The following is an 18,905-nucleotide window of genomic DNA, read 5'->3' on the forward strand; positions in this document are numbered from 1 at the left end:
CCATGACCCCCCTTCGCCTGACGACCCGTCGCATGGCCCGCAATCTGGTGGCCCTCGCCGCAGCCAGCGCCCTCACGCTCACCGCGTGCGGTGGCTCCGACCCGTTGGCCTCCGACAATGACGGCGACAGCGCGACCATCGTCATCGGTTCGCAGGCCTACTACTCCAACGAGATCGTCGCGGAGATCTACGCCCAGGCTCTCGAGGCGGACGACATCAAGGTCGACCGCCAGTTCCAGATCGGCCAGCGCGAGGTCTACCTGCCCGAGATCGAGAGCGGCGCGATCGACCTGTTCCCGGAGTACACCGGTCCGCTGCTCCTCGCCCTCGACCCGAAGGCCACGGCCACCAAGCCCGACGAGGTGTACGCCGCCCTCGGCGACGCACTGCCCAAGGGGCTGCGCCTGCTCGACGCCTCCCCCGCCACCGACCAGGACTCCTACGTCGTGACGAAGGAGTTCGCCGACAAGTGGGGCGTCGCGACGATCGAGGACCTCAAGAAGGTCACCGACCCGCTGGTGTTCGGCGCCAACTCCGAGGCGGAGTCGCGCCCCAACGGCCCGAAGGGCCTGAAGAAGACGTACGGCGTCGACGTGAAGTTCGCGCCGATCGAGGACAGCGGCGGCCCGCTCACCGTGAAGGCCCTCAAGGACGGCGACATCCAGATCGGCCTGATCTACACCGCCGACCCGTCGATCAAGAAGAACGACCTGGTCACGCTCACCGACTCCAAGGGCCTGTTCCTGGCGTCGGCGTTCGTCCCGGTGGCGAGCGACGACGTCGACGACGACGCCGCCGCGATCATCGACAAGATCAGCGCCGCCATGTCCCCGGAGGACCTGATCGCCCTCAACGCCCGCAGCGTCGAGGAGAAGCTGCCGGCCGCGACCATCGCGAAGGACTGGCTGAACGACGAAGACCTGCTGTGATCACGGGGCCGGCCCTCGCGGTCACCGGCTCCACGGGAGCGCTCGGGCAACTCGTTGCCCGGGCGCTCTCGGAGCAGGGCATCGAGCAGCGCCTGCTGGTCCGCGACCTGTCGCGCGCGCCCGAACTGCCCGGAGCAGCCCCCGTCCTCTTCGCGTACGACGACCACGACCTCGCCCGTTCGGCGCTGGCCGGCGTCGACACCCTGTTCATGGTGTCGGGTGCCGAGGCCGTCGACCGCCTCGCGCAGCACCGTGCGTTCGTGGACGCCGCAGCCGCGTCCGGTGTGCAGCACATCGTCTACACGTCGTTCTTCGCTGCCTCGCCGGACTGCACGTTCACGCTGGCCCGCGACCACTGGACGACCGAGGAACACATCCGCGCGAGCGGGCTCGGGTTCACCTTCCTGCGCGACAACTTCTACCTCGAGCTGATGGCCGACCTGGTCGGCGAGGACGGCGTGATCCGCGGCCCCGCGGGTGACGGCCGGGTCTCCGCCGTGGCCCGTGCGGACATCGCGCGCTGTGCCGTCACGGCGCTGCTGGAACCCACGGCACACGCCGGGTCGACGTACGACCTGACGGGGCCGGAGGCCCTCACCTTCACCGAGATCGCGGCGATCCTGTCGACCCACACGGGCCGCCCGGTGACCTTCCACGACGAGACGCTCGAGGAGGCCTACGCGTCCCGGCTGCGCTGGCCCGCCGAGCCGTGGGAGTACGACGCGTGGGTCTCCACGTACACAGCCGTGGCGCGTGGTGAACTGGCCCCGGTGAGCGGCGACGTACGCCTGCTCACCGGACGCGAACCTGTCAGTCTGGAGACCCTCCTGACCGACCCCACGGCCGACGCCACCGCCTGAAAGCAGGACCCGCCATGACCGCTGTCGCCCTCGTCTTCGCCGGGCTGGCCGCCCTGCTCCACGTCTACATCTGGGTGATGGAGTCGCTCACCTGGACCAGTCCGAAGACCCGCGCGACCTTCGGCACCAGTGCCGAGGAGGCCGAGGCGACGAAGGAACTGGCCTACAACCAGGGCTTCTACAACCTGTTCCTCGCGCTGATCACGGCCGGCGGCATCGGCGCGATCCTCGCCGACAAGGACGACGTCGGCGCGACGCTGGTGTTCTGCGGCGCCGGCTCGATGGTCGCGGCCGGCCTGGTCCTGCTGATCTCCTCCCCCGACAAGGCGCGCGCCGCCCTGACCCAGCTGACCTTCCCCGCGATCGCCGTCATCCTGCTCGCGATCTCACTCGTCTAGGTTTCGAGGCTCGCTTCGCTCGCACCTCAACCAGCGATCGCGCCGACGGTCTCAGGCTGGAACCCCGGGAACACCTGCGCGGACGACGCGCCCATCCGCTTCACGGCCACCTCGGCGAGGACGCTGCGGTAGTCGGTGGTGACGAGAAGGTCGGCGTTGGCGGTGTTGGTCAGGCCCGGCCAGGTGCCGTGGTAGCCACCCTTCACGCCCGCACCGAACAGCATCATGGCGGTGCCGTAGCCGTGGTCGAGGCCGTAGTTCGCGTTCTCCTTGGTACGACGACCGAACTCCGAGAGCGTCACGAGCGTGACCTTCGCGGCCAGTGGTCCCAGGTCGGTGAAGAACGCCGCCACTCCGCGGGCGAACTCGGTCGTCATCTTCTGCATCTGGCCCCAGGCCAGTGGGCCGAGGTCGGCGTGGTGGTCCCAGGAGCCGTAGTCGACGGCAATGACGTCGGCACCGACGTCCCCACGGATGGTGCGCGCAGCGGCGGCCATCACCTTGCCGAAGTCGCCGGAGGGATAGGCCGCGCCGTTCGCCGGTGCGGCGGGCACGGCCCGGACGGGGGCGAAGTCTCCGACGGCCTGCATGGCGGCCCGCGCGCCGACGCCCAGCGGTCCGGGCGCCCCAGCCCACATCGTCCGCATCGACTTCGGGCGCCGGCGCGCGGTGTCCCATTTGTCCGCCCCGGCCAGCTGCATGTCGGCGATGGTGTCGACAGCGACGCTGGCCTGCGGACCGGCGAGCGCGACGGGTGTCACGGACTCGCCGAAGCTGATCGCCTGGAGCGGGTTGGTGTAGCTGTCGCGGCCGATCAGTCGGTTGAGCCAGCCGACCCGCTCGGTGGACCCGGGGTCGGCGTCCTCGACCTCCTCGATGGCGGCGAAGTGCGACCGGTTGGGTGCAGGCAGTCCGGTGGCGTGGACGGTGGCCATCTGGCCGGCGTCCCACAGCGGCAGGAGTGGGGCAAGGTTCGGGTGCAGGCCGAAGAACCCGTCCTTCACCAGCAGCGTCTCGGACGGCACCGCGATACGCGGCCGGGCGGCGTAGTAGACGGGGTCGCCGTGCGGGACGACGAGGCTCATCCCGTCGACGGCGCCGCGCATCGACAGCACGACCAGGACGGCGGGTGCGGATCGCGTGGCGGCGTACGAGGTCTCCATGAAGGCGGTCCCGAAGGCACTGACCGCGGTCACGCCGACCCCGGCCCCGACCGAACCGCGCAGCAGCCCCCGCCGCGACATCCGCGTGAACTCCGGGCACCCCTCAGCACACCGACCAGAAGAAGCCGAAGAAGTCACCAGTCCCACCTCATCTCGTCATGTGCGTCGGTGAGTCGAGGAACACGGTGAGCAGCCGCGCCCACTCCCACCGCACGATCCGGTGGGTGGAGCTGATCACCTCGGACGGCCGGCACCCGGTCGCCTCGCACGCGACCTGCAGCAGCAGGGCGGTCGAGCCGGCCCCGTGCACGCTCCGGGCGACGTGGTCGACGAGCTCGTCAAAGCGGATCCGCCGCTGGGGAAGCCAGCTGACCGCGCTGCGGTAGCCGGTGCCGACCTTGGGCCACCAGCCGCCGGCCATCGTGAAGTGGACGTCGAGCGAGGCGAGGAACCGCGACGTCGATCCCCAGTCGGCGGCGGTGTCGGGTCGCCCGTCGGGTCGTTGCCACCCGAACGGGGTGAGCCCGATCGACTGGCTCTGCCACAGGATCGCGTTCGCTCCCGACGAGTCGTCACTGGTTCGCGGAGGCGCCGTGAACCGGGCACCCACCGCCCGCCAGGTCGCGACGACGTCCTCGGGCGGGGTACGGACCTTCCTGCCCCGCGAGGCCCCGAACTCCGACGATGCCACGAGCGCCTTCAACACCGGCCGGATCGCCGTACCGTTCGCGAGGTAGACCTGCGCGAGCCGGGTGACGAGCGCGTCGGGGGGCGAGTCGGAGACGAACCGTCGGGCGAGCTTCAGCGCGATGCGCCGTGCGGTCGCGGGGTGGTGTGCGAGGTACTTCAGGTAGGCCGTCAGCGCGGCCCGGCCGTCGGGATCGCTGTTGGCGTGCGCGAAGCCCATCACCTGCACCGGCCCGGTCCAGTGCTTGGCCGGGTCGTAGGAGAACGCCCAGTCCGACCAGAGCCCCACGCGGTAGCCGGTGAGGATGCGCGCGGAGTTCTTCACGTCGTCCTCGCCGTACTCCCCCCGCCCCACCGTGTGCAGCTCGAGCAGCTCACGCCCGAGGTTCTCGTTGGGGGCGGACTTCGAGGAGTTCGCGTTGTCGAGGTAGACCGCCATCGCCGGATGCGTGATCGCGGCGGGCAGGAGCTCGTCGAAGCGACCGAGTGCGTGCGTCCGCACGGTCTTTCCGTACGACGACCGGAACGGCCCGACCTCACCCGTCGCCGGCACGTGGAGGTGGTGCTCCCAGAACTCCGCCATCACTTCCCGCACCTGCCGCTGCGAGCCGTACCGGCGCACCAGCGCCCAGCACTGGTAGTTCGCGTCGGCGCGCCACAGCTCCTCGACCTCGTCCTTGTGTCGCTGCCACACCGTCGCGGGCGACGCGTTGATCGAGGGCCACCAGCGGGCGGTCTGGACGTAGACGTTGTCGTCGTACGCGTCGGCCAGCTGCCGGTTGAACCACGCGCCGAAGCCTCCGGCTGCGGTGACCTGGTTGCGCAGCGCCGGCGTGTACCCGCTCGTGAACCGACGCAGACCGTGCAGCGTTGCGGCGTTCGGAATCGTCGTTCGGCGGTAGGGACGTGGCGTGTACGTCACCCACGGGTCATCGGCCGGCGGACGACCCGCCTGAGCTGTTGTGCGCCTCCGCGCGCTGTTTGATCTCGGCCCACGGGCAGCGCTGGCGCAGCGTCGCGCCGCTGGGCGCCCCGTCCTGCTGCCGCGCCCACTCCGAGTAGTCCGCGAACGTGCCGGTGCTCCCTGGAGCCTTGAGGTATGACGCCACGATGGCCACGGCGTCGTCGTCGCTCCAGCGACGGGTGGTCGACCGGGTCTTGTTGGTCGCGACGCCCGCCCGGGCGCAGGCCTCGTTCCAGGAACCGAACCGGCGGATCAGCAGCGCCGGGGACGCTGCGTCGTGGCTGCGCTGCCAGGCGTCGTACGCGCTGGCGGTGAGGGGCTGTCCGAGCTCGCCGGCGGCGGCCGCGAGGTCCGCGGCGAGCCGTGCGTCGGAGTACTCAGGTGCCCGCATGCCGGTCACGCTAGCGCTTTGTCGCTCTGCCAGCATGGCGAGGTGACGCCGACGATCCTGTGGTTCCGCCGGGACCTCCGCCTGGGCGACCACCCGGCCCTGCTGGCAGCCGCGGAGTCCGGGCCGGTGGTGCCCGTCTTCGTGCTGGACGAGGTGCTGCTGTCGTCCGCGGGACCGGTGCGCACGGCGTTCCTGCACGCCTCGCTCCGCGCCCTCGACGCCGACCTGCGCCGCCACGGGCCCGGTCTCGTCGTCCGCACCGGCCGACCCGCCGCCGTGCTCGCCGACCTGGTCCGCGAGACGAACGCGCGCGAGGTCCACGTCAGCGCCGACTTCAGCCCGTACGGCGTCCGGCGCGACCAGCACGTCGAGGAGACGCTCGACGTCCCGCTGGTCCGCACCGGCTCGCCGTACGCCGTCGCTCCGGGCCGCCTCACCACGGGTGCGGGCAAGCCGTACCGCGTGTTCACGCCGTTCTACCGCGCCTGGGTGGAGCACGGCTGGCGGCACCCGGCGGACTCCGACCCGGCTGCGGTCGACTGGGTCGGCGCCCCGGGCGAGCTGGTCCCCACGACCACGCCCACGACCGGCGCCACGCTCCCCGAGGCCGGTGAAGCAGCCGCGCTGCAGCGCTGGCGCGACTTCCTCGGCACCCCGTACGACGACATCCGCGACCGCCCGGACCTGGACGCCACGTCGCGACTCTCGACCGCGCTGCGCTGGGGCAGCGTCCACCCGCGCACCCTGCTGGCCGGTCTCGATCCGGCCGACCCGCACAGCGAGGTGTTCCGCCGGGAGCTGGCCTGGCGGGAGTTCTACGCGTCGGTGCTGCACGCGTGGCCGGCGTCGGCCACGGAGTACTTCCGCCCCGAGCTGCGCGACCTCCCCTACGTCACCGGCGCCGAGCTGAGGGACCGCCTCGGGAGATGGGCGAGCGGCACCACCGGCTTCCCGATCGTCGATGCGGGGATGCGCCAGCTGCTCGCCGAGGGCTGGATGCACAACCGGGTGCGGATGATCGTGGCGTCGTTCCTGGTCAAGGACCTGCAGGTCGAGTGGCAGCACGGTGCCGCGCACTTCATGGCGCACCTCGTCGACGGCGACCTCGCCAGCAACCAGCACAACTGGCAGTGGGTGGCCGGTTGCGGCACCGATGCGGCGCCGTACTTCCGGATCTTCAACCCGATCACCCAGGGCGAGAAGTTCGACCCTGCGGGCGACTACATCCGCCGCTGGGTGCCCGAGCTCGCCGGCGTCGCGACTCCGGCAATCCACCGGCCGTGGCGCTCCGAACTTCCCGGGGGCTATCCCGCACCGATGGTCGACCATGCCGTGCAGCGCAACGAGGCGCTGGCGGCGTACCAACTGATCCGGGGGCAACGAACATGACCGAGGCGCCGAAGTTCACCGACGTGCGCGTGCCGAAGGATCCGCGCGCGATCGTGCTCGTCCTGCACGGCGGCGCCGAGCACGGCCCCGGCCCGGTGGGCATCCGGAGCCTGTCGTGGCGCCGCGGCCGCGTGCTCGCCCGCCACCTCGCTCCGGCGCTGAAGGCCGACGGCATCGGAATCCTCCTGCTGCGCTACCGGGTCAAGGGCTGGAACGCCCGGCCCGGCGCGCTGCCCGACCCCGTGCAGGACGCACGGTGGGCCCTCGACGAGATCCGCAGCCGGTACGACCTCCCCGTCGTGATCCTCGGTCACTCGATGGGGGCACGCACCGCCGTCGCCGTGGCCGACGACCCGGCGGTGCTCGGCGTGGTCGCCCTGGCTCCGTGGTTCCCGAAGGACGAACCGGTCGAGGCGCTGGCCGGCAAGGTGCTCCACGCCGCCCACGGCACCCGCGACCACATCACCTCGCCCAAGGCCACGATGCGGTACGTCGAACGGGCCGGCGTCGTCGCGGCAGAGGCGAGCTTCGTCGACATGGGCCCGGTGGGCCACTACCTGCTGCGGCAGTCGGGCCTGTGGAACCTCGTGGCACTCAGCGGAGTGCAGAAGATCCTCAACGACGCCTGAGCGACCCGTCGTGTCCTGGATCAGGCGAGGGCCAGGAAGACCTTCTCCAGCTTCTTGGCATCGACGCTCTCGGGGCCGCCTTCGGCCAGGCACTTCTGCAGACCGGTCGAGACGAGGGCATAGCCGCCCCGGCTGATCGCCTTGTTGACCGCGGCCAGCTGCAGCAGCGCCGCCTCACAGTCCGCGCCCTCCTCGAGCATCCGGATCACCGACGCGAGGTGGCCGTTCGCCCGCTTGAGCCGGGTGATGACGGCCTTGATCTCCTCAGGCTCCAATTGCATTGCGATCTCCCGCCTCGGTGGTCAGTGCGTCCATCATCCCGGTCAGCCGCGCGCGGGCGTCGTCCGCCACGGCGCTGAGCTCCGGATCCGGTGCGATCGTCGCCATGAACGCCGGGTCGAACACCTCGACCCTGCTGTGCTCCGGGCCGATCTCGCTGACCACGACATTGCACGGCAGCAAGGTCGCGATCCGCGGGTCGACCTGGAGCGCCCGATGCGCCAGCTGCGGCCGGCAGGCACCGAGGATGACCTGGGCGGGCACCTCCACGCCCAGCTTCGCGCGCAGCGTCGCCTGCAGGTCGATCTCGGTGAGGACGCCGAATCCGGCGTCACCGAGCAGTTCCCGCACCCGCGCCACCGTGACGTCGTACGACGTCGCGACGGTGGTGCTCATCGTGAATTCGGTGGTGCCCATGGCATTCCCCTCTCGATTCTCCATCCCCCCGGGGGGATCTGTTACGGTTGTCATCGTATCCCCCCGGGGGGTTAAAGGAAAGGAGGCGTCACCGTGACGCAGACAGCAGCGGAATCAACGGAGCCGGCCGCGCCGACCTGGCGCCCCGGCCCTCTCGGCCGACTCGGCATCTGGGTGACCGAGCACCGCAAGGTGGTCGGCATCGGCTGGATCGTCGTGGTGATCGGGCTCGGGATCTTCGCCCCCTCCGTCGAGAAGAACCTTTCGGGGGCCGGCTGGCAGGCCAGCGGCTCGGAGTCGGTCGCGACCCGCGACCTGGTCCAGGAGCACTTCGGCGGCGCCGCGAGCCACGCGATCCAGGTCGTCGTGCACAGCACTGACGGCCCGCTCAGCGAGGGCGACGGCCCACGGGTGCTTGCCGAGGTGACCCGCATCCTCGAGGAGGAGCCACGACTGGCCGAGGTGATCGCACCGATGCCCGGCATCAGCATGTCGGGTGACGAACACACCGGTGTCGTCCTCGCCGGCGCGGGTGTCGACACCAACGAGATGGTGCGCGTCGCGACCGACCTGAAGGAGGAGCTCCAGCACCTCTCCACCGACACGGTGCAGGTGAACCCGACCGGCTCCTCCCTGCTCTGGTCGGACTTCAACGAAGCCAACCTCGAGGCGATGCTGACCTCGGAGCTGTACTCCTGGCCGGTGACCCTGGCCATCCTCGTGCTGGCCTTCGGCGCCCTGGTCGCCGCCGGCCTCCCCCTGCTGCTCACCCTGGCCGGCCTGGTCGCGTCAGCCGGTTCGCTGGTCCTGATCAACGAGCTCGTGCCGGTCTCGATCTGGGCCATGAACTTCGCGATGATGTTCGCGCTCGCCCTCGGCATCGACTACGCCCTGTTCCTCGTCGTGCGCTACCGCGCCGCGCGCCTGGGCCGCCAGGGCTCGCCGCAGCGGGCCATCGCGGAAACCATGGACACCGCCGGCAAGGCCGTCCTGCTGTCCGGCGCGACGGTGCTGGTGTCCTTGTCCGCCGTGATGCTGGTGCCGTCCCCGTCGTTCCGCTCGATGGCCGGCGGCATCATGATCTCGGTCATCTTCGTGCTCGGCGCCACCCTGACCCTGCTGCCCCTGGTCCTGTTCAAGCTGGACCAACGCATCAACCGCTTCGCCCTGCCGTGGGCCCGCGTGGGCGAGCACCGCTCCCCCCTCTTCGCCCGCTGGGGCGAGCACCTGTGGCGACGTCCGTGGGCGTGGGGCATCGGCTCCACCGCGGCGCTGGTGCTGCTGGCGGCGCCGATCCTCGGCCTGCAGACGGGGATGCCGTCGATCAAGGTCCTTCCCGACGACGCCAGTGCCCGCGTCGGCTACGAGCAGGTCAAGGAGGCCTTCGGCCCCGGTGCGCCCGGCATGCTGCAGGTCGTCGTCCCTGACGAGGACGCCGCCAGCGCCACCCAGGTGCTCGCCGCCGACGCCGGCATCGAGTCCGTCCTGCCGGCCCAGCCGGCCGGCGACGGCTCGGGCAGCCAGCTGATCCAGGCCGTCCCGACCGTCGACCCCTCGGACCCCGCTCTCCCCCGGATCCTCGACCGGCTGCGGACCGACCTCCCGTCATCGGCCCTGGTCGGCGGCGCAGCGGCCGAGAACATCGACCTCACTGCGCAGCTGGACCGCTCGACCCCGCTGGTGATCGGCGTGGTCCTCGTCCTGGGCTTCCTGCTGCTCTTGTTCGCCCTGCAGGCACCACTGATCTCGCTGCTCGGCACCCTGGCCAGCCTGCTGTCCACGGCCGCTGCCTTCGGCGTGGCGCGTCTGGTGTTCCAGGACGGCCACGGATCGGGACTGCTCGGGTTCGAGCCGCAGGGCTTCCTCGACGCCTGGGCGCCGGTGTTCTTCTTCGCGATGATCTTCGCGATCGCGATGGACTACACCGTGTTCCTCCTGGCGTCCGCGAAGGAGCACTGGGAGAAGTCCGGGGATCCGAAGGAAGCCATGGTCGGCGCCGTGGCGCACTCCGGTCGCGTGATCTTCGCGGCGGGCGGAGTGATGGTCGCTGTCTTCTTCACCTTCGCCCTGTCCGGGCCGCTGCCACCCAAGGAGATGGGCGTCATCCTCGGCGTCGCGGTCCTGCTGGACGCCTTCCTGGTCCGGCTCGTCCTGCTCCCCGTGCTGCTGCGCCTGACCGGCAGGGCCGCCTGGGCGACGCCTGCCTGGTTGCAGCGCCTCCTGCCCACCATCACCTTCGCCCACGAATGACCGACCGAGAGGACATCACCATGACCACCGAGCCCAGCTCCATCACGCCCCAGGCCTCGCCCCACGGCAAGGTCGTCCTCGACGACCTCTCCCCGCTCCACCGCAGCCTTCGCCGCGCCATCCCCGACGTCTACAAGGGCTTCGGCGAGCTGTCGAAGGCGGCCTTCGCCGACGGCGCGCTCGACAAGAAGACCAAGGAGCTGATCGCGCTGGCGATCGGTGTCGTCGAGGGCTGCGACGGCTGCGTGGCGTCGCACGGCCAGGCGGCGGCGCGAGCAGGCGCCACCAGGCAGGAAGCCGCCGAGGCCATCGGCGTGACGTTCCTGATGCACGGCGGACCCGCCACCATCCACGGCGCCCGGGCGTACGACGCGTTCTGCGAGTTCGCCGACGCGCTGGCCGCCGAGCACCCCGCCTGAGAAGGAGAACGACATGAACATCGACCGCGCCGTCTTCGCACTAGCCGGAACGCTCGTCCTGGTCAGCGTCGTCCTGGCCACTCTCGTCTCGACGTGGTGGCTGCTGCTCGCCGCCTTCGTCGGGTCCAACCTGCTCCAGTCGAGCATCACCGGGTTCTGCCCCGCCGCAGTGATCCTGCGACGGTTCGGCGTGAAGTCCGGCTGCGCCTTCCGCTGAGAGAGGTTGCAGGTCTCCTAGTCTGCAGCAATGACCTGGCCCGACCCGACGTCGACCGTCGGCCTGATCTTCCTGATCCTGGAGGTGGGTCTCCGGCTCATCGCCCTCGGCGTCATCCCGGGCAACCGCAAGCCGTCGACCGGGATGGCGTGGCTGCTGCTCATCATGGTGGAGCCGATCATCGGGTTCCTGGTCTTCCTGATGTTCGGCCGCACCCGGCTCGGCTCGCGCCGGATCGGCCGCCAGCGGGAGGCGATCCGCGCGATCCGGGAGCGCACCGACCGGCTCCCCATGACGTTCGACACCAACCGGTTGCCGGCGCCGATCGCCCGCGTCGCCTCGCTCAACCACCACCTCGGCGCGCTTCCGCTGACCGGCGGCAACGAGGTCCAGCTGTGGGACGACTACCAGGCCCTGATCCTCGAGATGGCCGCTGAGGTGGACCGGGCACGCAGCCACGTGCACGTGGAGTTCTACATCACCGCGTGGGACGAGGTGACCGACCCGCTCTTCCAGTCGATGATCCGCGCGACGGCCCGCGGGGTCGACGTACGCCTGCTGTTCGACCACCTCGGTTCGCGGCGGATCGCCGGCTATCACCGGATGCTGCGGCGCCTGCGCAAGACCGACATCGACTGGCACCCGATGCTGCCGATCAAGCCGCTGAAGGGCCGCTTCCGGCGCCCGGACCTGCGCAACCACCGCAAGATCCTGGTGGTCGATGGCAGCGTCGGCTTCACGGGTTCGCTGAACCTGACCGAGCCGGGCTACCACAGCGCGAAGAACCACCGGCTGGGTCGCGAGTGGGTCGAGCTGATGGTGCGCCTGGAGGGCCCGGTGGTGGGTGGCCTCAACGGCGTCTTCGCCACCGACTGGTACGTCGAGACGGGTGACGTCGTCGAGCTCGTCGCAGTTCACGGCACCCCCGACACGCGGCCCGACGAGGTGCTCGACGTGCCCTGCCAGGTGGTGCCCAGCGGCCCGGGCATCGCGGCGGAGAACAACCTGCGCATGTTCACCACGCTGATCTACGCCGCCACGGAGCGGATCTCCCTGACGTCGCCGTACTTCGTCCCCGACGAGTCGCTCTTGTACGCCGTCACGACGGCCGCCGAACGCGGCGTCGACGTGGAGCTGTTCGTGAGCGAGGTCGCCGACCAGTTCATGGTCGGGCACGCGCAGGCGTCGTACTATCGCGCGCTGCTGGAAGCCGGCGTCCGGATCCACCGCTACCCGGCCCCGCTGATCCTGCACGCGAAGCACTTCACCATCGACGACACGGTGGCCGTGATCGGGTCGAGCAACATGGACATGCGTTCGTTCGGCCTCAACTACGAGGTGTCGCTGATGCTCCCGGACCCTGCCGTGGTGGCGCGGATGCGCGAGGTCGAGGACGGCTATCGCGCGCTGTCGAAGGAGCTCACGCTGGCCGACTGGGACCGCCGGCCGCGCACAGTGCGGTTCGTCGACAATGTCATGCGCCTCACGGCCGCCCTCCAGTAGTCAATTGTGATGGGACCTTGTCCCGCTTTCGGCCTGACCTTGCCCTCCCCCATTGCGCCGGTGTGATGCAGCGTGGATATTCGAGGAACAGGGCCTGAGGGAGATCGCAAAGGGTCCTGAACACTGAGGACTCGGGCAGAAGCTGGGGGAGCAACCATGAGCGCACTCGCGTCCGAAACCGTCCTGGAGCAGGGCTCGGAGGTCCAGACCGGCCCGCGCCTGTCGCCCGAGCTCGAGGAGGTCATCCTCGAGATCGCCGCCTCCGAGCGTGCCCTCGACGACTTCCTCTCCCGCAGCGACCGCCTGCACGACAGCAACATCCAGCACGACCCGTCGTCCTGCCTGGTCTGCTTCTCCGGCCGCTGACCCGCTGACCCGCTGACCCGCAAGCTCGTCGAGCAGTCGCGAGGAACGAGCGACGTATCGAGACGCCTCGCCGGTCGAGGGGGTTGCGCAGCAACTTGCGACACTTGGCCCATGCGGATGAGCCAGTACGTCTACTTTGCGCTGGGGAGCAACGAGACGACTGGGGCTGAGATCTCCGCTCACCTCGGCATGGAGCCTGATGCGGTCAGGGTTCAGGGAAGCGACAGCAGCGATCCGCTCCGCCCCGCAAGCCACTCCTGGAAGATCTCCTGCGAAACGCTCGGACTTCGGCTGGATGAACAGATATCCGAGGTGCTCGATCGCATCGCGCCGGTCGCGGATCGCGTCCGTGCGCTTGTCGAACGCGGCGACGTCAGCGCGTGCCTTCAGGTCGTGCGGTACTTCAATGATGAGGACGGCGAGGAGGAGTCGCTCGGTGAGCCGGTCACCGATGACGACGGGCACGAGTGGGAGAAGATGGCCGGCCAGCATCAGCTGTTGGGATGGTCGATGGAGCGCGAACAGCTCGAGCTTCTGGTGGCCATGGGCGCAGACATCGACGCAGATGAGTACGGCTGATGAGGGTCTCGATCCTTGGGCTGCCTCTGTCAGCCTCCGCCCGGACGGCGGCATGGTCGATCGGAGCGGGTTAACGAGATCTCGGCCTCAAGCGCGCCGCCGGAGCGGATCCTTGCTGTAGGACTGAAACGGTGGTTCAGCCGTCATCTCTGAAGACCTGGCCAGGATCCCGAACCTCGCCACTGCATTTCGTCAGCACGACGCCACACAAACCCCTGCGGGTCGGCTGCGGCGTGTTCCGCCTCGCTGGCCTTGATCCTGATGTCATCGAGTACCGAGGCGTGCCAGACACCCAACGCTCCGGCACGTGCAACTGCAGCCTCTGGCTCGTCTGATGCAACAAGCAATGCAATCGGATCGCAACCCTCGACGGGTTCGCCGCCCCAGATGAACTGCACGTGCAGATCAGCCGTGCGCTGACGCCGCTGCCGGAACTTCATCTGCACGACCTTACGGCCGGCTGCTCGCTGATCGTCACGACCGTCCTGTTCGCAGCATGTCCGTGCGTCTCGGATCTATCAGGAGCGGCACGCAGGCGCTGTCTACGTCGACAAGGTAACCGGTCCATCAATCTGTCAGACAGAGGCGGCTCCGCTGGGCATGATCGGTTCATGCAGAGTTCTGATGGCTCCCGACGTTTCAGTCGGGAGTCGCTGGCCACCTGCCTAACGGGTCTCCTACTGACCGGCTTGGTCGCAAGGCTGGCCGTCCACGACGGCGACTCCTACTACTCCGGATCTGAGTTCCAAAAGTGGCTGGAAGTCGTCGGGACCGTGACCGCCTGTTTCCTGACCGCCGGACTCTTTCTCATCCGCCGTCCTGTCGGCCGAGGCATCTTGCTCGGGACAGTCTCGGCTGCAGTCCTTCTTGCGTGTGCGGTGTTCGCGGAGGCCTACATCTCCGTAACAACAGGGCCGTACTGACCGGCGGAGCGAGTCGCACTCGCCTGTCGGCAGCTTTCAGGCCAACCGGTAGCCGGATCGAGACTCCGCTTCGACGGCGGCATGGTCGGGCGTCGGAGGATGTCTCGTCCCTACTCGGGGCGGTCGTAGTAGACGGACATTGTGAGGTCGTCTTCGCCGTCGGTGACCTCGGATCGGAACGTGACGTCGTAGATCTCGATGTCGCCGAGTCCATCAATCGTGTCGGCAACTCGGCGAAGCAGCGCTGCCACGTCTCCCTGTCCAGCTCCGGAAGGATTGCTCTGCGAGAAGGTGAACATGGTGGAGATATCCCGTGGATCGGTCACATCTGATGCTCGCACGATTCGCTGCCGTCGTGCGCCCATGTGCCCGCCCGTGCGGGTTCCCGCACCGACAGCGGCATGGTCCGGCGTTCCGCTCCGACAGCGGCTTGGTCGGGCGCTTCAGTGCGGTTGATCCGGCAACTCCGGTGTTGGTTCCCACCGCAGGAAGACCCACATCTCGTCGCCCTGAAGATCGCGATCTGCGTGGTCGACAGCAACGAACTCGGTAGACATGTCGGGCAGGAAGTCCGCCAAGAAGTACGCCTCCGACTCAGATACACACTCGCGCTGCAACGGGCCAGCGTCGCCTTCGTACAGGAACCGAGCGACAACGTGCGCTCCGCGATCCAACTCTCCCGAGTACTCCACTGCCACGCCACGGAGGTCCTGAGTCACGTGCTCCCAAAGCGCCCGTTGCATCGACAGCAGGATCTCGGTTCTTAGGCCGTCGCTCATGCGTCGCAGTCTGCCCGAGTGCCGGAACTCGTGACCGCACGTCGGCACGGCCGATCAGCTGCAAGAGCGCGAAGGGCTCAGGGCTGTGCAGCGAGGATCGCTCGACCGAGGGCCGTTGCGCGAACCCACAGACCACCGTCATTCCACGACCCAACCTGGTTGACGAAGTCCTGCATCTCCATCCATCGGAGCTGGCGAGTCAACTGAGCCTTGTTTAAGCCACAAGTGTCGAGCAGATGCGCACCGCTTGCCTCGCCACCGCACTCCACGACCGTCGCGAGGATCTCGGCGACCTTCGAGGTCACGGTTGGCTCAAAGGGCACGCGCACATGTTGTCACGGGTAGGTCTCGCGGCAGGCTGAGTTCGCGCTCTGCATGCCGCTCCCCGTTCGGGCAGATCCCGCTCCGACAGCGGCATGACAGGGCAGTCCATCGGTGCAACGATCCATCCATGCCGAGGTGGGTGCGGTCGCACTGGGATGAAGGGGACGTAACCTTCCTCTGGGAAGTCGCAGATGACGGCTGGATCACGCGATCCGTCGAACTGGCGGGGTCTGAACGCCGCCCGCGGGCTGCAGCTGCACTTGATGAGGTTGTCGCCGCGCGTGACGCCAGTGGGATCGCTGCGGTCCAGGCGTATGAGGGCCGGTACGGCATTGCTCCGGAGAAGCCCCTCCAAGACTGGGACTTCCCGCATGACGACATCGACAAGTCTGAGTTCGAGCGCGAGTGGGGCGAAGCTCGCAAAGTGCTCGACGACTAGGTGCGATGCGCGGCTCCGCTCCCGTCGCGGCACAGTCGGACGGAACGGGTGCGCGTCGTACCTGACGAATCTGTCCTGTTTTGGCCGTTCGGACGACAGATTCGTCAGGTGCGTTGAGCCGAGGAGGCCGCACGGTCCTCGGCAGATCCGCGCAGTTCCGGGGCACGCCAAAACGGCGCCTGCCGCGACGTCACCTTCATCGAGTTCCGACGAGCCACGGCCTATCTCCGTCGGTGAAACCTGACATTCCCATTCGCCAACAACTCGTGCGAGTACGCATGGTCGTGAATCCGGTGATGGTGGTGGCTGCAGAAGCAGATCCCGTCCTCGAGGTCGGTCTTCCCACCCTTTGACCACGGTTTCAGGTGGTGGGCCTCGGTCCACGCGGCCGGGACGTCGCAGCCCTCGGCACGGCAGCCCTTGTCACGTAAGCGGAGGGCCTTGCGCTGCGCCTTGGAGAACAGCCGTTGCGACCGGCCGAGATCGAGCACCTGACCCTTGCCGCCGAGCACCACCGGGATGATCGATGCCTGGCAGGCGAGCCGCCGGGCCTCGGATGCCGAGATCTCGTCGCCCTCGGACAACAGCCCCGCCGTGGCCAGCTCCGCCAGGAGCTGTTCCAGCGTCATCGTGACCATCACCGTCGTGGCGTCCCCGCCATGCTCCGGCAGGTTGTCGGGGTCCAGCGCCTCCAGGAGCGCGGCGAGCGCCCACGCGTACGCCCGGTGTTGCGGCACCCGCTCCCCCTCGTTGGTCGAGGAGGTTGCGCCGCAACCGTCTCGAGACCAGCGCCGCGGTGACGTGTACGCCTGCAGGTAAGCCTTCAACCGGTTCGCCACCGACGTCGGCAGCACGCCCCAAACACGGGTCCGCCCATCACCCAGGTCGCGGAACTTAAGCGACGCCTTCTCCCGCGCGGCGGCCTCCTCGGCCTCGAGCTGCCTGCCAGCCTCTTCCTCGGCAATCTCGGGCGCGACCACCCCGAGGACGTGCCGCGCGATCTTGCGCAGCTCGCGCGGCCGGAAGTCGGCGGCGTACCCGACCAGGGTCCGCTCAGCCGCGGCGAGCACCTCCGGCCCGAGCTCCTTGGGCAGCGCATCGACGCCGGCCACGATCACACGGGCCTGCGCCTGCGACACCCCGCCCTCACGCATCCCGGCAGCGACCAGCGGCCGTTCCTCCAGCGCTTTCGCCAGGTGCAGGTCGGCGCGCGCGGCTGCCGGGTCTGCCTTCGTTGCCTGCGAGAACCACGCTGCGGCGTCGTACGCACCCGCCTCGTCGGCCACGTCGTCGGAACTCGCCAGAACCCGCAACCGGAGCTCTGCCAGCGCCGCTTCCCCAGCGGCCAGCCCCACCAGAGCGGCCTTCTTCTCATCGGTCGACATGAAGATCGGCTGTACGTCGGCGACATCGGCGACCGCGTTCGAGACCGTCTGGACGCACGCCATAATCGGGTGAACACCCGTGGCGACGGTGGCGGTCATGTCTTCTCCTGCGGACGAGCACGGCTACAACACGTGTCGCCCGACCGGCGGCCCTTCCTTGGGCACTGACTGTCCCGACCTGGACTCGGCCTCGACACCCTCCTCCCCGCACGGGGCTCCGGCTGTCGTGACCTACGGTCAATCGTACACCCGTTCGAACCCGCGGGAAACCCCAAGCCGCAGAAATTTTGAACAAACTCCGGGTCACACCGCAGGTAAAACGAGGCAGGCTTGGTACTGATTCACCAATTCAGGCCGTGGCGGCCGCTCCATGCAGGGGACACTGCACGGGATTGCGACCACCACGGCCTGTTGAAGACATTCCATCATTCGGCAGGCCCTGTGCCGATCCCGCTTTTCCGATGTCCACACTTCCGCTGGTCGGCGACGAGCCAGGCGACCTGTGGCTCGTTCTGGACCTCACATCGACACACGAACTGCAGTCGTCTGAGTTCCGGCGTCAGGCTCAAGCGTCTGCTGTATGTCGATTCGAACGTTCGCGGTTTCTGAACGCGTCACCAGCCAGACCCCAGGAGCCGCGATCGCCTGTGCGAGGGGCTCGACCTCGAACTGCTGGGCCATCCCAGGGTCACCCACGAACAACAGGTGCGACGGCACGCCAAGAATCTTCAAATGCTGCCACTCCCGGTCCGATGGTTCGTCGAACGCAATGACCAGCCTGCGACACAAGCCGTGATCCGTGTCGGCCTCGACGGGAAACTCATCATCTCCGCCGGTATCAATCAGAACAGCGTGAGTCGTGGCGACCCAACCACAACTGGGAAGCGGCACTCTGCCGCTCCACCACGGCTTGGTTTCTTCCAGGCCGATGTCGGTATCGCAGGCATCAGCGAACAACAGCATCCCGGAATCCACGCCAATGGCGAGTGCCACCTCAGCTCCCGCCTCCCCCTCCGCCTCGCTCACGGACATGTCTCGGTCACACGACTTCACCATAAGGACCGAAGTTGAGCCCAGTGCATCCAGAACTCCTGTACGCATCGGCGACCGACGGAGTTGCCCAGATGCTTCGAGGTGTTTGGGGGATGGTGAACATCTTTGGGTCGGTGATCCGGTCGGACAGCCACACGGCGCGCTGGATCGTTTTGATGTTGCCGCGTGAGCCGCGGTTGAACTGTGAGGCATCGGGGTCAAGCGCGTCTATACGGGTCTGAACTCGCATCAACCAGTACGGCTCTTCGTTAACGGCCACGGGCAGGAAATCGAGGTCCTCTCCGGCGACGTCGTGCATGACCTCCCGCAGCGCCGGTGAAACGAGAGGCTGGGCGATGCCATTCAGCCAGACGGCGTCAACGCGGCCTTGTGCACGAAGATAGAAGTTGTACGTCGAAGGCTGATCCGGGCGTCCTTCTTCGACGTAGGCCATGAATGCCATCCAGTCGATGTGCGCATTTTTCGGATGGGCCGGAAGGAACTCGGGGTAGTCAGGATCTGGCGTGGGATACAGCTTGTCGATCTGGCTGAGTCCGCTCACGGGAGTTCCACCCCAAATCCT

Annotated in this window: 25 protein-coding genes; 13 read left to right on the plus strand and 12 right to left on the minus strand. The window is 68.5% G+C overall.

The window, feature by feature from the left end:
- Positions 1-2: 2 nt before the first annotated feature.
- From ACOACQ_RS02545 to ACOACQ_RS02555, 3 genes are read left to right on the plus strand one after another with little or no spacing between them, the layout of a single operon-like run.
- Positions 3-929, plus strand: coding sequence for an ABC transporter substrate-binding protein (locus tag ACOACQ_RS02545; RefSeq protein ID WP_378598655.1), 927 nt, complete (start codon positions 3-5; stop codon positions 927-929).
- On the plus strand, positions 926-1,789 hold the full coding sequence (locus ACOACQ_RS02550) for an SDR family oxidoreductase (RefSeq protein WP_378598658.1): 864 nt from the start codon (positions 926-928) through the stop codon (positions 1,787-1,789). Before ACOACQ_RS02545 ends, ACOACQ_RS02550 begins: the two co-directional genes overlap by 4 nt.
- Before the next feature lie 14 nt (positions 1,790-1,803).
- Positions 1,804-2,187: a DUF1304 domain-containing protein gene (locus ACOACQ_RS02555; protein ID WP_378598661.1), complete on the plus strand. Its 384-nt coding sequence runs from the start codon at positions 1,804-1,806 to the stop codon at positions 2,185-2,187.
- A gap of 26 nt (positions 2,188-2,213) precedes the next feature.
- Here the strand turns inward: ACOACQ_RS02555 and ACOACQ_RS02560 are convergent, their stop codons facing one another.
- The 3 genes from ACOACQ_RS02560 to ACOACQ_RS02570 all read right to left on the minus strand — a co-directional run bounded on the left by ACOACQ_RS02560 (position 2,214) and on the right by ACOACQ_RS02570 (position 5,392).
- Positions 2,214-3,431 carry a DUF1501 domain-containing protein gene (locus tag ACOACQ_RS02560; protein WP_378598664.1) on the minus strand — a complete coding sequence of 406 codons (1,218 nt, stop codon included), beginning with the start codon at positions 3,429-3,431 and terminating at the stop codon, positions 2,214-2,216.
- A gap of 67 nt (positions 3,432-3,498) precedes the next feature.
- On the minus strand, positions 3,499-4,959 hold the full coding sequence (locus ACOACQ_RS02565) for a DUF1800 domain-containing protein (RefSeq protein WP_420287539.1): 1,461 nt from the start codon (positions 4,957-4,959) through the stop codon (positions 3,499-3,501).
- 7 nt (positions 4,960-4,966) lie between these two features.
- Entirely contained in the window at positions 4,967-5,392 is a 426-nt protein-coding gene (locus ACOACQ_RS02570; protein WP_378598669.1) for a homing endonuclease associated repeat-containing protein, read from the minus strand.
- A 42-nt stretch (positions 5,393-5,434) separates the two neighbouring features.
- Here ACOACQ_RS02570 and ACOACQ_RS02575 point away from each other — a divergent pair, with 42 nt between their 5' ends.
- The gene (locus ACOACQ_RS02575; protein ID WP_420287540.1) at positions 5,435-6,781 is read left to right on the plus strand and encodes a cryptochrome/photolyase family protein; all 1,347 of its coding nucleotides are present in this window, start codon (positions 5,435-5,437) and stop codon (positions 6,779-6,781) included.
- Positions 6,778-7,410, plus strand: a complete 633-nt coding sequence (locus ACOACQ_RS02580; protein WP_378598675.1) for an alpha/beta hydrolase — start codon at positions 6,778-6,780, stop codon at positions 7,408-7,410. The genes ACOACQ_RS02575 and ACOACQ_RS02580 overlap by 4 nt, the downstream gene beginning before the upstream one ends.
- Positions 7,411-7,430: 20 nt before the next feature.
- Here the strand turns inward: ACOACQ_RS02580 and ACOACQ_RS02585 are convergent, their stop codons facing one another.
- Together ACOACQ_RS02585 and ACOACQ_RS02590 are read right to left on the minus strand one after the other, a co-directional pair.
- Entirely contained in the window at positions 7,431-7,691 is a 261-nt protein-coding gene (locus ACOACQ_RS02585) for a metal-sensitive transcriptional regulator (RefSeq protein ID WP_378598678.1), read from the minus strand.
- Positions 7,675-8,106 carry a DUF302 domain-containing protein gene (locus tag ACOACQ_RS02590; protein WP_378598681.1) on the minus strand — a complete coding sequence of 144 codons (432 nt, stop codon included), beginning with the start codon at positions 8,104-8,106 and terminating at the stop codon, positions 7,675-7,677. Before ACOACQ_RS02590 ends, ACOACQ_RS02585 begins: the two co-directional genes overlap by 17 nt.
- A gap of 93 nt (positions 8,107-8,199) precedes the next feature.
- On the opposite strand from ACOACQ_RS02590, the gene ACOACQ_RS02595 reads away from it, so the two are divergent.
- The 6 genes from ACOACQ_RS02595 to ACOACQ_RS02620 all read left to right on the plus strand — a co-directional run bounded on the left by ACOACQ_RS02595 (position 8,200) and on the right by ACOACQ_RS02620 (position 13,440).
- Positions 8,200-10,356: an MMPL family transporter gene (locus ACOACQ_RS02595; RefSeq protein ID WP_420287541.1), complete on the plus strand. Its 2,157-nt coding sequence runs from the start codon at positions 8,200-8,202 to the stop codon at positions 10,354-10,356.
- A 20-nt stretch (positions 10,357-10,376) separates the two neighbouring features.
- Positions 10,377-10,775, plus strand: a complete 399-nt coding sequence (locus tag ACOACQ_RS02600; protein ID WP_420287542.1) for a carboxymuconolactone decarboxylase family protein — start codon at positions 10,377-10,379, stop codon at positions 10,773-10,775.
- Positions 10,776-10,788: 13 nt separating this feature from the next.
- Positions 10,789-10,992 (plus strand): YgaP family membrane protein, encoded by a 204-nt coding sequence (locus ACOACQ_RS02605; RefSeq protein ID WP_420287543.1) that lies wholly within the window; start codon positions 10,789-10,791, stop codon positions 10,990-10,992.
- Positions 10,993-11,022: 30 nt separating this feature from the next.
- Complete coding sequence (gene cls / locus ACOACQ_RS02610; protein ID WP_420287544.1) at positions 11,023-12,495, plus strand: cardiolipin synthase; 1,473 nt, start codon at positions 11,023-11,025, stop codon at positions 12,493-12,495.
- A 156-nt stretch (positions 12,496-12,651) separates the two neighbouring features.
- Entirely contained in the window at positions 12,652-12,861 is a 210-nt protein-coding gene (locus ACOACQ_RS02615; protein ID WP_378598692.1) for a hypothetical protein, read from the plus strand.
- A gap of 111 nt (positions 12,862-12,972) precedes the next feature.
- Positions 12,973-13,440, plus strand: coding sequence for a DUF4279 domain-containing protein (locus ACOACQ_RS02620; RefSeq protein WP_378598695.1), 468 nt, complete (start codon positions 12,973-12,975; stop codon positions 13,438-13,440).
- Between the two features lie 143 nt (positions 13,441-13,583).
- On the opposite strand, the gene ACOACQ_RS02625 is transcribed toward ACOACQ_RS02620, so the two are convergent.
- Positions 13,584-13,880 (minus strand): hypothetical protein, encoded by a 297-nt coding sequence (locus tag ACOACQ_RS02625; protein WP_378598698.1) that lies wholly within the window; start codon positions 13,878-13,880, stop codon positions 13,584-13,586.
- A 171-nt stretch (positions 13,881-14,051) separates the two neighbouring features.
- Between ACOACQ_RS02625 and ACOACQ_RS02630 the strand changes: the two genes are divergently transcribed.
- Positions 14,052-14,363, plus strand: coding sequence for a hypothetical protein (locus ACOACQ_RS02630; RefSeq protein ID WP_420287545.1), 312 nt, complete (start codon positions 14,052-14,054; stop codon positions 14,361-14,363).
- Between the two features lie 110 nt (positions 14,364-14,473).
- Here the strand turns inward: ACOACQ_RS02630 and ACOACQ_RS02635 are convergent, their stop codons facing one another.
- The 3 genes from ACOACQ_RS02635 to ACOACQ_RS02645 all read right to left on the minus strand — a co-directional run bounded on the left by ACOACQ_RS02635 (position 14,474) and on the right by ACOACQ_RS02645 (position 15,447).
- Entirely contained in the window at positions 14,474-14,689 is a 216-nt protein-coding gene (locus tag ACOACQ_RS02635; RefSeq protein WP_420287546.1) for a hypothetical protein, read from the minus strand.
- 117 nt (positions 14,690-14,806) lie between these two features.
- A complete protein-coding gene (locus ACOACQ_RS02640; RefSeq protein WP_378598725.1) occupies positions 14,807-15,142 on the minus strand; it encodes a hypothetical protein in 336 nt (111 codons plus the stop codon).
- Between the two features lie 77 nt (positions 15,143-15,219).
- Positions 15,220-15,447, minus strand: a complete 228-nt coding sequence (locus ACOACQ_RS02645; RefSeq protein ID WP_378598728.1) for a hypothetical protein — start codon at positions 15,445-15,447, stop codon at positions 15,220-15,222.
- A gap of 146 nt (positions 15,448-15,593) precedes the next feature.
- Between ACOACQ_RS02645 and ACOACQ_RS02650 the strand changes: the two genes are divergently transcribed.
- Positions 15,594-15,905 carry a hypothetical protein gene (locus tag ACOACQ_RS02650; RefSeq protein ID WP_378598731.1) on the plus strand — a complete coding sequence of 104 codons (312 nt, stop codon included), beginning with the start codon at positions 15,594-15,596 and terminating at the stop codon, positions 15,903-15,905.
- Positions 15,906-16,126: 221 nt separating this feature from the next.
- Here the strand turns inward: ACOACQ_RS02650 and ACOACQ_RS02655 are convergent, their stop codons facing one another.
- From ACOACQ_RS02655 to ACOACQ_RS02665, 3 genes are all read right to left on the minus strand, one after another.
- Positions 16,127-17,389 (minus strand): DUF222 domain-containing protein, encoded by a 1,263-nt coding sequence (locus ACOACQ_RS02655; protein WP_420287547.1) that lies wholly within the window; start codon positions 17,387-17,389, stop codon positions 16,127-16,129.
- A 420-nt stretch (positions 17,390-17,809) separates the two neighbouring features.
- Positions 17,810-18,316, minus strand: a complete 507-nt coding sequence (locus tag ACOACQ_RS02660; protein ID WP_420287548.1) for a hypothetical protein — start codon at positions 18,314-18,316, stop codon at positions 17,810-17,812.
- Between the two features lie 13 nt (positions 18,317-18,329).
- Positions 18,330-18,884 (minus strand): imm11 family protein, encoded by a 555-nt coding sequence (locus tag ACOACQ_RS02665; RefSeq protein ID WP_378598743.1) that lies wholly within the window; start codon positions 18,882-18,884, stop codon positions 18,330-18,332.
- Between the last annotated feature and the right edge of the window lie 21 nt (positions 18,885-18,905).

This window comes from Nocardioides sp. CPCC 206347, from assembly GCF_048654605.1.
Classification (GTDB): Bacteria; Actinomycetota; Actinomycetes; order Propionibacteriales; family Nocardioidaceae; genus Nocardioides.

What these genes read in the sequence shown, in the direction of transcription:
- ACOACQ_RS02545 (WP_378598655.1), top strand. Translation starts at nt 3, where the DNA reads ATGACCCCCCTTCGCCTGACGACCCGTCGCATGGCCCGCAATCTGGTG.
- ACOACQ_RS02555 (WP_378598661.1), top strand. Translation starts at nt 1,804, where the DNA reads ATGACCGCTGTCGCCCTCGTCTTCGCCGGGCTGGCCGCCCTGCTCCAC.
- ACOACQ_RS02560 (WP_378598664.1), bottom strand. Translation starts at nt 3,431, where the DNA reads ATGTCGCGGCGGGGGCTGCTGCGCGGTTCGGTCGGGGCCGGGGTCGGC.
- ACOACQ_RS02570 (WP_378598669.1), bottom strand. Translation starts at nt 5,392, where the DNA reads ATGCGGGCACCTGAGTACTCCGACGCACGGCTCGCCGCGGACCTCGCG.
- ACOACQ_RS02580 (WP_378598675.1), top strand. Translation starts at nt 6,778, where the DNA reads ATGACCGAGGCGCCGAAGTTCACCGACGTGCGCGTGCCGAAGGATCCG.
- ACOACQ_RS02585 (WP_378598678.1), bottom strand. Translation starts at nt 7,691, where the DNA reads ATGCAATTGGAGCCTGAGGAGATCAAGGCCGTCATCACCCGGCTCAAG.
- ACOACQ_RS02590 (WP_378598681.1), bottom strand. Translation starts at nt 8,106, where the DNA reads ATGGGCACCACCGAATTCACGATGAGCACCACCGTCGCGACGTCGTAC.
- ACOACQ_RS02600 (WP_420287542.1), top strand. Translation starts at nt 10,377, where the DNA reads ATGACCACCGAGCCCAGCTCCATCACGCCCCAGGCCTCGCCCCACGGC.
- ACOACQ_RS02605 (WP_420287543.1), top strand. Translation starts at nt 10,789, where the DNA reads ATGAACATCGACCGCGCCGTCTTCGCACTAGCCGGAACGCTCGTCCTG.
- cls (WP_420287544.1), top strand. Translation starts at nt 11,023, where the DNA reads ATGACCTGGCCCGACCCGACGTCGACCGTCGGCCTGATCTTCCTGATC.
- ACOACQ_RS02615 (WP_378598692.1), top strand. Translation starts at nt 12,652, where the DNA reads ATGAGCGCACTCGCGTCCGAAACCGTCCTGGAGCAGGGCTCGGAGGTC.
- ACOACQ_RS02620 (WP_378598695.1), top strand. Translation starts at nt 12,973, where the DNA reads ATGCGGATGAGCCAGTACGTCTACTTTGCGCTGGGGAGCAACGAGACG.
- ACOACQ_RS02625 (WP_378598698.1), bottom strand. Translation starts at nt 13,880, where the DNA reads ATGAAGTTCCGGCAGCGGCGTCAGCGCACGGCTGATCTGCACGTGCAG.
- ACOACQ_RS02630 (WP_420287545.1), top strand. Translation starts at nt 14,052, where the DNA reads ATGCAGAGTTCTGATGGCTCCCGACGTTTCAGTCGGGAGTCGCTGGCC.
- ACOACQ_RS02640 (WP_378598725.1), bottom strand. Translation starts at nt 15,142, where the DNA reads ATGAGCGACGGCCTAAGAACCGAGATCCTGCTGTCGATGCAACGGGCG.
- ACOACQ_RS02650 (WP_378598731.1), top strand. Translation starts at nt 15,594, where the DNA reads ATGCCGAGGTGGGTGCGGTCGCACTGGGATGAAGGGGACGTAACCTTC.
- ACOACQ_RS02655 (WP_420287547.1), bottom strand. Translation starts at nt 17,389, where the DNA reads ATGACCGCCACCGTCGCCACGGGTGTTCACCCGATTATGGCGTGCGTC.